This window comes from Vibrio sp. 10N.222.52.B7, from assembly GCF_041474275.1.
Taxonomy (GTDB): Bacteria; Pseudomonadota; Gammaproteobacteria; order Enterobacterales; family Vibrionaceae; genus Vibrio; species Vibrio crassostreae_C.
In genome coordinates, this window is the sequence record NZ_JBFRTU010000110.1 from 1 (window position 1) to 420 (window position 420).

General features: G+C 49.0%; 1 protein-coding gene. It reads left to right on the plus strand.

What is annotated here, in order from left to right:
- On the plus strand, positions 1 to 420 hold a 420-nt coding region (locus AB4512_RS20695; RefSeq protein ID WP_372175527.1), incomplete at both ends, for a cadherin-like domain-containing protein.

Consider the following 420-nt stretch of genomic DNA (forward strand, 5'->3'; position numbering starts at 1 on the left):
TCGATGTAAGTGTGACTGCCGTTGATGATGCGCCTGTGTCTGGTGACCTAGCGTACTCAATCGACGAAGATGGTTCGATTCGTCTAAGCCAAGAGCAGCTGCTTTCTCAAGCATCAGATGTGGAAGGCGATGACTTGACGGCCAGCAGCCTAACGGTCGACGGTGATGCGACGGTTGTAGCTAATGATGACGGCAGCTTCACCATCACGCCAGATGAGAACTTCAATGGTGATATCGATATTAGCTTCGATATCTCAGATGGTACCAATACCGTTCAAGCATCAGCTGACCTAACGGTTAACCCAGTTAACGACCTGCCAGTCCCTCAAGATCAACAGTTCAGTGTTGAAGAAGATGGAACGCTTATCTTCACCGATGCAGACCTATTAACAGGCGCTACCGACATTGAAGGTGATAACC